The 10,447-nt window shown below is 61.9% G+C and carries 9 protein-coding genes; 5 read left to right on the forward strand and 4 right to left on the reverse strand.

Features of this window, described 5'->3' with window-relative positions:
• Nucleotides 1–15: 15 nt before the first annotated feature.
• Nucleotides 16–2,076 (forward strand): hydantoinase/oxoprolinase family protein, encoded by a 2,061-nt coding sequence (locus tag M727_RS0128580; RefSeq protein WP_027155489.1) that lies wholly within the window; start codon nucleotides 16–18, stop codon nucleotides 2,074–2,076.
• A gap of 28 nt (nucleotides 2,077–2,104) precedes the next feature.
• Nucleotides 2,105–3,898: a hydantoinase B/oxoprolinase family protein gene (locus tag M727_RS0128585; RefSeq protein WP_027155490.1), complete on the forward strand. Its 1,794-nt coding sequence runs from the start codon at nucleotides 2,105–2,107 to the stop codon at nucleotides 3,896–3,898.
• 45 nt (nucleotides 3,899–3,943) lie between these two features.
• Here M727_RS0128585 and M727_RS0128590 read toward each other — a convergent pair whose 3' ends face one another.
• The 4 genes from M727_RS0128590 to M727_RS0128605 form a co-directional block, all read right to left on the reverse strand.
• Nucleotides 3,944–4,627, reverse strand: a complete 684-nt coding sequence (locus M727_RS0128590) for a GntR family transcriptional regulator (protein ID WP_027155491.1) — start codon at nucleotides 4,625–4,627, stop codon at nucleotides 3,944–3,946.
• Nucleotides 4,628–4,714: 87 nt separating this feature from the next.
• Nucleotides 4,715–6,028 (reverse strand): aspartate aminotransferase family protein, encoded by a 1,314-nt coding sequence (locus M727_RS0128595; RefSeq protein WP_027155492.1) that lies wholly within the window; start codon nucleotides 6,026–6,028, stop codon nucleotides 4,715–4,717.
• Nucleotides 6,029–6,063: 35 nt separating this feature from the next.
• A complete protein-coding gene (locus tag M727_RS0128600; protein WP_027155493.1) occupies nucleotides 6,064–7,041 on the reverse strand; it encodes a transketolase C-terminal domain-containing protein in 978 nt (325 codons plus the stop codon).
• Nucleotides 7,038–7,919, reverse strand: a complete 882-nt coding sequence (locus tag M727_RS0128605) for a transketolase (RefSeq protein ID WP_051505782.1) — start codon at nucleotides 7,917–7,919, stop codon at nucleotides 7,038–7,040. The genes M727_RS0128600 and M727_RS0128605 overlap by 4 nt, the downstream gene beginning before the upstream one ends.
• A 99-nt stretch (nucleotides 7,920–8,018) precedes the next feature.
• Here M727_RS0128605 and M727_RS37845 point away from each other — a divergent pair, with 99 nt between their 5' ends.
• The 3 genes from M727_RS37845 to M727_RS0128620 all read left to right on the forward strand — a co-directional run.
• Nucleotides 8,019–9,398 carry an aminotransferase gene (locus tag M727_RS37845; protein ID WP_036263785.1) on the forward strand — a complete coding sequence of 460 codons (1,380 nt, stop codon included), beginning with the start codon at nucleotides 8,019–8,021 and terminating at the stop codon, nucleotides 9,396–9,398.
• An 8-nt stretch (nucleotides 9,399–9,406) separates the two neighbouring features.
• A complete protein-coding gene (locus tag M727_RS0128615; protein WP_156941664.1) occupies nucleotides 9,407–9,628 on the forward strand; it encodes a hypothetical protein in 222 nt (73 codons plus the stop codon).
• Nucleotides 9,629–9,838: 210 nt separating this feature from the next.
• A partial coding sequence (locus M727_RS0128620) for an aldehyde dehydrogenase family protein (RefSeq protein ID WP_027155496.1) occupies nucleotides 9,839–10,447 on the forward strand: 609 nt, incomplete at its 3' end.

The raw sequence follows: 10,447 nt of genomic DNA on the forward strand, positions 1-10,447 counted from the left end.
AGCTCCGGACCTTAAATGGCATATCAAGTCTGCATCGACATCGGCGGAACTTTCACCGATTGCCTGGTTTCCGAGCCCGGTGGGAAGATCTCGATCTTCAAATCGCCGACGACGCCCGGCGAATTCGAGAAAGGATTCATCAATGTGCTGCACGTCGCGGCCGCCGGATATGGGCTCGATCCCGCGACGTTCATGGCCGAGATCGACCTGATCGTGCACGGCTCGACCGTTTCGACCAACGCGCTCGTCGAGCGCAAAACTGTCAAGGTAGGGCTGATCCTCAACGAAGGACACCAAGACATCCTTGTCCTGCGCGAGGGGCCGCGCAAGGGTGCCTTCCAGTGGCGGCTCGACTATCCCGAGCCTTACGTTCCGCGCCACCTGACGAAGACGGCGCGGGGCCGCGTCGATGCGCGCGGACGGGAGCTCACGCCTTTGTCGAAATCCGATGTCGAGTCGGCGATCGCTGACTTCCGGCGCTATGGCGTCGAGGCGATAGCAGTCGGTTTGCTCTGGTCGGTCGTCAATCCCATCCATGAAATGATGGTGCACGATATTATCGCGCAGGCATGGCCGGAGATTCCGGTCACCCTCAGTCACGAAGTCAATCCGATGTCGCGCGAGTACAAGCGCATCATCGCGGCCGCCATCGACGCATCGATCAATCCCATCGTGCGCACCTATATCGAGGAATTGCGGCAAGCGCTTTCGCGGGCGGGTTTTCAGGGCGAGTTGCTGCTGGCCAACTGTGTTGGCGGAATGATGCCTCCCGCCGAGATGCTGCGGCGGCCGATCTACAGCGTCATGTCGGGGCCGACGCTGGCGCCAATGGCCGCGCTGGCGCTCAGCGACGAGGCCAATGTCATCGTCGGCGACATGGGCGGCACCACCTTCGACGTCTCGGCTCTGCGTGACCACCAGATCATCGTGACCCCGGACAGCATGATCCACGACGATTCGCTGGGCATCGCGAAAGTCGATGTTAGATCGGTTGGCGCCGGCGGCGGGTCCATAGCTTGGGTCGACGATGGCGGCCTGCTGCGGGTCGGTCCCCAAAGCGCTGGCGCGCGGCCGGGGCCGGCATGCTACGGGGCGGGGGGTACCGAGCCGACTGTTACCGATGCCAATGTCGTGCTCGGCATCATTGACCCGGACTATTTTCTTGGTGGGCGGATCAAGATAAGCCGCGAACTGGCCGAGAAAGCGGTCGCGGGAATCGCCACGCGGCTCGGCATCTCGCTGCTCGACGCGGCTTACGCCATCCAGACCACCAGCAACCACAACATGGTCGGTGCCATCGAGGAAATCACCATTCGCGAAGGCATCAACCCGCGCGACAGTTTCTTTGTCTGCGGTGGCGGCGCGACCGCCATTCACATCGCCGAGATGGCCGACATATTGGGGTTGAAACGCTACATGATTCCCCGCTTCATGGCCGGATTGAGCGCGTTCGGCGGGTTGATCTCGGATATCTCGCGCGAGGAAAGCGCGGTTTTCCTGACCTCGACACGGCGCTTCGACGCCGCCGGCGTCTCCGATATCCTGGCGCGGTTGAAGGTGTCGGGCGAGGCATTCCTCGAACAGGCCGGCGTTGAGCCTGACCTGCGGCGATTCGAATTCTCCTTTCTTGGTCGTTACGAATACCAGTCCTGGGAGATTGAGGTCCATTTCGAGGCCGATGAGGCGCGCCTCGACACGGCGAAACTGCCAGGACTTGTCGAAGCGTTCCATCAGATGCACGAACGCATCTATTCAATCAGATCCGATCGCGACGTCGTTGAATTCACCAACTGGAAGCTGCGCGCGGTGGGCAAGCGCGTTAATCAGGACGCCTGGAAGGACTTCAGGCTGGCCAACCAGGCGATGGCGCCCGTCGCCAAAGCCCATCGGCCAGTTTTTCTGCATGAAGCGCGTCGGACGAGCCAATTGCCGGTCTACGACTTAGATCAGCTGGGCGCGGGAGCCGCGCTTAACGGCCCCTGTTTGGTGGAGGCGACGACGTTCACCGCTTTCCTCAAGGACAAGCATCGCGGGCGCGTCGACCCGCAAGGCAACATCGTCGTGACCGTCGATTGACTCAACCCCACGAGCAAGGCTTTATCAAATGGATTCACCTGTCATTCGCCCGGAGACGCCAACGCGCCGCGTCGATCCGTTCCTGATGTCGGTTCTCAAGAGCCGGTTCGAGGCCGTCGTCCGGGAGATGACGCTGGTGGTGATGCGAGCCAGCCGCTCGGCGGTGATCAAGAACGCCCGCGACCTGAGCTGCGCGATCCTGACTTACGACCATCGTCTCGTTTCCACCGAGGACGCGCTGCCTATCCACGTCATGTCGATGGATTTGGCGACGCGTCCGATAACGGAGCTGTTCGACGATATCGCCGACGGCGACATTTTCCTCAACAACTGCCCATACACGGGCGGTACCCATCATGCCGACCTAATCATGGCGATGCCGATCTTTTTCGATGGCAAGCCGCTGTTCTGGGCCGTGGCGCTCTCCCATCACGCCGACACCGGCGCGCCGACACCTTCGACCTATCTGCCATTCGCCAAAAACATTTATGAGGAAGGAATCCACTTTCCCTGCGTGCGTGTGGTCGAACAGCACAGGGAGAAGCAGGACATTCTGCGTATCGGCATGATGCGCAATCGGGTTCCAGACATCTGGCTCGGCGACGTCCGCGCCCAGATCGGCGCCTGCAGGACCGGTCGACGCCGTCTGCTGGAACTGCTCGAAAAATACGGTCGCGACACACTCGTGGCTTTTGTCGAGGACTGGTTCGACTACGGTGCGCGGCGCGCCATGGCCGAGATCGCCAAATTGCCGAAGGGCAAGTTCTCCTACGAGGTCCGCCATGACCCTGTCCCCGGCGTGGCGGAGGGGGGCATCCCGGTCAGGATCACCATCGATGTCGACCCCGAAGCCGGCGAGATCACGGTCGATGTGCGTGACAACATGGATAATGTCCCGGGCGGTCTCAACCTGTCGGAAAACACTTGCACGGGCTCGTGCCGAATCGGCGTCTTCAACAATCTCGACGACGGCATCCCGCACAACGAGGGTGCTAAGAGCCGCATCAAGGTCTTGATGCGTGAGGGAAGCGTGGTCGGCAGACCGCGCTACCCGGTTGGCACCTCGGTGGCGACCACCAATGTCAACGACCGGTTGATCATCGCCGGCAATTGCGTGTTCTCGACGATGGGAGAACCCTATGGCCAGGCCGAGAGCGGCTCGCACCTGCCGGCGGGGATAGGCGTGATTTCGGGCAAGGATCCGTTCAAGGATGGGCAGCCCTACGTCAACCAGGTCTTCATTGGCTACGCCGGCGGCGGAGCGCGTCACGGCTATGATGGCTGGCTGACATATTGCGGGCCGGCGAATGGCGGCCTGATCGCACTGGATTCCGTGGAGGTGGATGAATCCATGTATCCCATCATCATTGAATCGCGCGGCGTGGTGGCGGACACGCAAGGCATTGGCGAGTTCGAGGGCGCTCCCGCCGTGGGCGGCGTCTTCTATCCCGTCGACCACGAGATGACACTGGTCTACTCGGCCGACGGCACAACCTTTCCGCCGCGTGGCGTGCTCGGCGGCGGTGATGCCAAAGCCAGTCGGAGTGCTAAACGCGGGACGGATGGCAGGCTCGTCGAACTGCCGGCGTTCCATGAGGAGGCGTGTCGCGCTGGCGAGCGCATCGAGTTCGTCGCCTGCGGCGGCGGCGGCTATGGCGAACCGACCAAGCGTGACGCTCGGCGTGTCGCGGCCAGCGTCGGCCGCGGCTGGCTGAGCAGCGAAGCGGCCCGCGAGTCCTATAAGGTAGCGTTGGTGCTCGACGCTGAGCAAGGCATCTGGGTCGTCGACCAGGATGCTACCGCCCGCCTCCGGGCAGCCTGAGCCAACGCGAAGGGAGGCCCGCCGGCGAATGACCGACGGCTTGGATCACGCCCGCTTGGCGGCCGCGTCCTGCTCGTCGAAATACCGCAACAGGTTCATGCCGCCGCGCACGATGTCGCGTTCGATCGCCTTACGCGCCACTTTCTTGTTGCGGGCACGGAACGCTTCGATCAGCGTCGCGTGCTCCTCCGCGCCGATATAGTCGTTCTCGGCCTGCTGATAATACACGTTGAGGATCGGGCCCATCGATACCCACAGGCTTTCGATCTGCGCGATCAGCATGTCCATCTTGGACAGGCGATAGACGCCGAAGTGGAATTCGCGATTGGCGCGGCGGGCGCGTTCGGCATCGCCGGATGTTTCGCCGGCCACGAAATCACGATGGATCTCGACAAGCCTTTCGATGTCCGCGTCCGAAACATGCTCAACGGCGAGCTCGGCCGCTAGTCCCTCGAGCGCGATACGAATGAGCCTGACCTGCCAGTAACGCGACCGGGTCAGCTCTGGAACGGTGACGAACCGCCCCGAACGCAGTTCCAGCGCCTGCTCGCTGACGAGCCTGAAGCAGGCCTCCCGCACAGGCGTGACGCTGGTGCCCAGCCGTTGCGCCAGATCCTGCATCAAGAGCCTTTCGCCTGGCCGGAAATTGCCCGCGATCAGGGCTTCGCGCAGCGAGATATAGGTTCTTGCCGACAGACTGCCTTGCTCGATTGGCTGCATCGTGCTCATGGATCACCGCTGCAATGTTGGGCCGCACCGAATCGGCAACGGATATGAGAAGCTCTTATATCCTATAAGTCCGGTTCCGAAATACGTTTAGGCGCGCGTGGTGTTTCTGGTCGACAGCCGGCGCAGAATAGTCTCGATGACATCTAACGACTTCTCGACCGTCGCCCTGTCATGGCTTCCCGAAAGGTAGAGACGCTTCAGCGGGAGCGGCTGGCCGATCATTCGATTCGCTATCATCTCCTTGCGGAATGCGAGATCGAAGGCATCGTCGTTGCGCAGCAGGTCCTGGTAGTCGCGGTAGGGACCGCTGAGGAAATAGATCAGCCATACCGAACCAAACCCGGCGCTCTGCGCGCGCAGGCCAAGGCGATCGAGAATGCCGTCCAGCTCCGCTCGCATGAAAGCGCCAAGTGCGAAAAGACGTTCATAAAAGCCTGGTTTCGACAGCTCGTCGATCGTCGCCTGCATGGCGGCGAGCGTCGACGGTGTCCCGTTGAAAGTACCGCCCATGAACACGGATCCTTCCCCGGTCCGGCCGACGAGCTCCATAAGGTCGCGACGGCCGGCGACCAGGCCGACCGGATAACCCGACGAAGCCGCCTTGCCGAAAGTCGCCAGATCAGGCGTGATGCCGGCGATCGACTGATACCCGCCGAGCGCGTGACGAAAGCCGGTGATGACCTCATCAAAGATCAGCACGACGCCATGATCGCTGGTCAGACGACGCAGGTCCCGAAGGAAAACATCTGTCGCGATCACCGATCCCATATTGTGCGCTATAGGCTCGATGATGATCGCCGCGACCTCGCCGGGATTGGCGTGGAGATAGTCCTCGACGACCTGGGCATCGTTATAAGGCAGCACGACGGTGTGACGGGCGGCGTCTTCAAGGATGCCGGCGCTGATTGGATCATACTTGCCGACCGCCTGCGCGTGCGACTGCACGTTCATGGCGACATAGTCATGCCAGCCATGATAGCCGCCTTGAAACTTGATGATCCGTTTGCGACCGGTGGCGGCACGGGCAAGGCGCAGGGCGTGATAGGTTGCCTCCGATCCCGAGTTGCAGAAGGCGACGAGATCCGCGCACGGGATGCAGTCGACTAGCGCCTCCGCCACCTCGATCTCGAGCCGCATCGTTCCCGCGCCGACAAGATCGATGTCCTCGGAGACTGTCGCGATGCGTTCGCGCACCGCCGGATGACAGTGGCCAAGCACGTTGGCGCCGAAGCCGCAATGGTAGTCGGTATACTGGTGTCCGTCGACGTCGTAGAGAAACGCACCCTGCGCCCGGGCGAAGACATGCGGTGCGCCGAGCCTGCGGCTCGGGCTGAGCAGTCCGCCGGGCATCACTGCGCTGGCGCGCTCGATGAGTGACGTGGTGTTGTCGTGATTGATCATCTGAAATCCGTACTTCGCTGTGATAGTCCGTCGGTTCAGCCGAGCGCTTCGAGGGCGGTGGCCTCGATTCCCGCCGGGTCCAACCGGTAGTGCTTGTACAGATGCGTCGGCGGCGCGATCAGACTGTATTCGTCACGGATGCCATGGCGTATCAGCCGTGCCGGGCTGCCCGCCTCCGCCAGGATCTCCGCCACCGCACCGCCCAGACCGCCTAGGATGTTGTGTTCCTCGATCGTCAGAATGAAGCGGGAGTGGGCCGCGGCTGCCAGCACGGCCTTGGTATCCAGCGGCTTGATCGTATGCATGTCGATCAGTCCCACGGATTTGCCCCCCGCGCGCAACGCGCGGTAGGCCTCCCGTGAGGGATGGACCGTCGAGCCGCAGGCGATGATGGTCAGGTCCGACCCTTCGCCGTGGACGATTGCCTTGCCGAACTGGAAGTCGACGCCGTCTTCATAGACCACCGGTTCCTGGCCGCGGCCAATGCGGAAGTAAATAGGCTGCGCATGGTTGACCGAAGCCTTGACGGCAGCCGCCAGTTGCGGGCCGTCGGCCGGCGCGACGACCGTGAGGTCGGCGATGCTTCGCATGATGGCAAGATCTTCCGTCGCATGGTGGGAGGTGCCGTAGAAGCCGAGTGAAATGCCGGCATGATGACCGATCAGCCGCACCGGCAGGGCCGAATAGGCGACGTCGGTCCGGATCTGTTCGCAGCACAGCAACGCGAGGAAGGAAGCGAATGTAGCGACGAACGGCATCGCGCCGGTGGTGGCCATGCCGGCAGCGGCCGAAACCATGTTCTGCTCGGAAATGCCGAATTGCGTGAAGCGCTCCGGAAAGCGTTGCGCGAACCGAACCAGCCCGTTTGAATATTGCAGGTCGGCCGTGCCCACCAAGATGGGATGACCGTCTTCAACCAGATTAATGAGTGCGTTGGCCAAGTAGCTCAGGCCAGGTGCGCGTGCGTTGATCTGGCGGTATTGCCAGGAGTTGGGATCGATCGGGCCGTTCATTGCGCTTTGCCTCCACGCTTGATTTCATCGGCAGCCAAGGCCTCGTCCGAGGGCGCCAGATAGCCCAGATGCCAGCCGGGTTCGGTTTCCATGTAACCGACGCCCTTACCTTTGGAGGTTTTGGCTATGATGCAGACGGGCCGAGTTCGATTTGTCTCGGCCTTCAGCTGTCTCAGAAGCGTCGCGAGCGCCACGACGTCATGACCGTCGACCTCGTGCACCTGCCAGCCGAATGCTGCCCATTTGTCTGTCAACGGCTCTATACCGATGATGTCGTCAACCTGACCGTCGAGCTGGTATCCGTTACGGTCGACAATGGCGATCAGGTTGCCGGCCTTGTGGTGGGCCGCGGATAGTGCAGCTTCCCAAACCTGGCCCTCCTGCATCTCGCCGTCGCCGAGCAGGACATAAACGTCAAATTGCCGGTCAGCCGCGCGACCGCCAAGTGCCATGCCGAGGCCACCGGACAGGGCATGACCGATCGAGCCGGAGCTGAAATCGACGCCGGGCACCTTACGCATGTCAGGATGATCGCCAAGCGGATTACCCAGCCGGGTATAGCCATCGAGAACGTCCTTGGAGAAGAAACCCCAGTCGACCAGCAGTGGATAGAGGCCTACCGCGGCGTGTCCCTTGCCCATAAGGAAGCGGTCGCGATCCGGCCATTGCGGCTCGCCGCGCTTGAGCCGCATCGCATCGTAGTAGAGCGTGGCGAATATCTCGGCGCAGGAAAACACCGACGAATAGTGGCCAACCTTGGCGATCTGGATGAGGCGCAGCGTCTCGAGCCGTACGAACTCGGCCTTGTCCCGCAAAAGGGCGATCTGCTCGTCGTCGGGTCGTAAGGCGATATCTGATGGGGTGGATGGGTTGGGCATTGAGCGTGACTCCCAGGATCATTTTTACTCGACAACTTATAAGTTATAAGATATTTATCGCTTTCGCAATCGCCCATCCGGTCGCGAAGGAGAATTTTGATGAAGAACGAATCGCGCGTGCTGGACATGGCCAGGCACTTTCATTCCCAAACGGATCCGCGCCTGCATGAGGATCATGGTCCGTTGACGATCATGGCCGGCGAGGGCGCGACCATCATCGATGACGCCGGCAACCGCTATATCGAGGGGATGGGCGGACTCTGGTGTGCCTCGCTCGGCTTCAGCGACAGCCGGCTGGCTGACGCGGCTGACCGCCAGATGCGCAAACTGGCCGTCTACCACACCTTCAACCACCGCTCGAACGAGCCTGCCGTCGAACTCGTCGAACAGCTCGCCGCGTTGGCGCCATTCGACGACGCGCGCGTTTTTCTGGTCGGCTCCGGTTCGGAAGCCAATGACACGATGGTCAAGCTCGCCTGGTATTACCAAGCCGCGCGGGGGCGTCCTGACAAGTGCAAGATCATCAGCAGGTTCGGCGCCTTCCACGGCAGTACAGTCATGGGCGCCGCGTTGAGCGGTCTGCCACACATGCACAAGTCGTTCAATCTCCCGCAGCTTCCAGTCATCTTCGCAGCGAGGCCGTTCCACTATTTTGAAAGCCTGTCGAATGAGACAGAAAGGGACTACGCCACCCGCTTGGCGCAGGAACTCGAGGAGCTAATCCTTGCGGAAGGTCCGGACACCATTGCTGCGATGATCGCGGAGCCGGTTATGGGCGCCGGAGGCGTACTGGTGCCGCCGGAAGACTATTTTCCCAAGATTCAGGCGATCCTGCGCAAGTATGACATCCTCATGCTGTCCGATGAAGTGGTATGTGGATTCGGACGCACCGGAAACTGGTTCGGGAGCCAGACGTTCGGCATGGAACCGGACATGCTGTCGATCGCCAAGGGGCTGTCATCGGGTCATCTGCCCATCGGCGGCGTCCTCATTTCCGATAAGGTTTATCAATGCGTCGCGGATGAGGCCCACAAGGTCGGCGTGTTCGGCCACGGTTTCACCTATTCCGGTCATCCGGTGACCGCCGCCGTCGCCGCCGAGGCGATCCGGATTTACCGCGAGATCGATCTCGTGAGCCAGGCGCGCCGTCTGGGCGAGTACCTGCATCGTGCGCTCGCCGACGCGCTCGGCGACCATCCGCTTGTCGGTGAGGTCCGCGGCCGCGGCTTCATCGCTGCGGTTCAGATCGTCGAGAATCGTGCCGCCCGTCGCGTCTTCGCGCCGGAGCTGCGAATTGGCGCCGATGTCGAGCGGCGGTGCCGCGAGCACGGCGTCATGATCCGCAATATGGGAGACGTGCTTGCAATATGTCCGCCATATATAATCACCGAAAGCGAGATCGACGCCTTGGTCGACGGCATTCGTTCTGCACTCGACGGCGCCGCTGCTGCGAATTCCCGGGTCGGTCGGGTGGCATGACTTCCGGCATGAAGGCCGACTGCTTCACTTCAATGCAAATGATCGATCAAGCGAATCTGGCGCGGGCGGGCCAGGTCAGCTCAACCGAGTTGGTCGAAGCCGCGATCGCCTGTCTAACGGCCGTCAATCTCGATCTCAATGCGGCGATCCTTGATCTGTCAGACGATGCGCGTCGCGAATGCCGACCAACGCACCTTTTGGCAGGGCAAAGCGGCGGACGCACTCGCTGAACAGGCCGAGCCGTTCAATCAGTTTCTCTATTCACGCGGCAGCGGCATCCTCGGGGCCGACTATATCCAAGACCTAGTTTGTTTCATTCGGTCGGCGTTGCGCTCTTCCTGCGAGGATCCGATGCTGACGCCGATGCTCGACACTTCGCCGCCACTGCGAGCCGCCGCACAGCGGATAGTGATCACTATAAGCCGAACGGAGGCTAGACCATGCTTCAGAAAACCAGCCATTTCATGCGCCAGGCCAATCTCATCAATGGCGAGTGGGTGCAGGCCGACAGCGGCCAGACGGTCGACGTCAACAATCCGGCCACCGGCCTCAAGATCGGCACCGTGCCGAAGTCGGGCGAGGTCGAGACGCGCCGCGCCATCGAAGCCGCCGACGCCGCTTTCAAGACATGGCGCAAGACCACTGCGCTCGAGCGTTCGAAGTTGTTGCGCAAGCTGCATGACGCGATGATGGACAATCAGGATGTGCTGGCCGAGCTGCTGACCATCGAGCAGGGCAAGTCGCTGTTCGAATCGAAGGGCGAGATCGGTTCGGCAGCCTCNTACATATTGTGGTTCGCCGAAGAAGGCCGCCGCACCTATGGCGATGTCGTGCCGTCGCCCTGGGCGGACCGCCGCATCCTGGTGACCAAGGAGCCGGTCGGCGTCATCGCCGCCATCACGCCGTGGAATTTCCCGTCCTCGATGCTGGCCCGCAAGCTCGGCCCAGCACTTGCCGCCGGCTGCACCGCGGTGGTCAAACCGGCGTCGCAGACGCCTTATTCCGGCCTCGCCTGGGGCGCGCTCGCCGAGGAAGTCGGCTTCCCCAAG

Source organism: Mesorhizobium sp. WSM2561 (genome assembly GCF_000513915.1).
Taxonomy (GTDB): Bacteria; Pseudomonadota; Alphaproteobacteria; order Rhizobiales; family Rhizobiaceae; genus Mesorhizobium; species Mesorhizobium muleiense.

Coding starts and splice junctions, on each gene's coding strand:
- M727_RS0128580 (WP_027155489.1), top strand. CDS start 16: ATGGCATATCAAGTCTGCATCGACATCGGCGGAACTTTCACCGATTGC.
- M727_RS0128590 (WP_027155491.1), bottom strand. CDS start 4,627: ATGAGCACGATGCAGCCAATCGAGCAAGGCAGTCTGTCGGCAAGAACC.
- M727_RS0128595 (WP_027155492.1), bottom strand. CDS start 6,028: ATGATCAATCACGACAACACCACGTCACTCATCGAGCGCGCCAGCGCA.
- M727_RS0128605 (WP_051505782.1), bottom strand. CDS start 7,919: ATGCCCAACCCATCCACCCCATCAGATATCGCCTTACGACCCGACGAC.
- M727_RS0128600 (WP_027155493.1), bottom strand. CDS start 7,041: ATGAACGGCCCGATCGATCCCAACTCCTGGCAATACCGCCAGATCAAC.
- M727_RS37845 (WP_036263785.1), top strand. CDS start 8,019: ATGAAGAACGAATCGCGCGTGCTGGACATGGCCAGGCACTTTCATTCC.
- M727_RS0128615 (WP_156941664.1), top strand. CDS start 9,407: ATGAAGGCCGACTGCTTCACTTCAATGCAAATGATCGATCAAGCGAAT.
- M727_RS0128585 (WP_027155490.1), top strand. CDS start 2,105: ATGGATTCACCTGTCATTCGCCCGGAGACGCCAACGCGCCGCGTCGAT.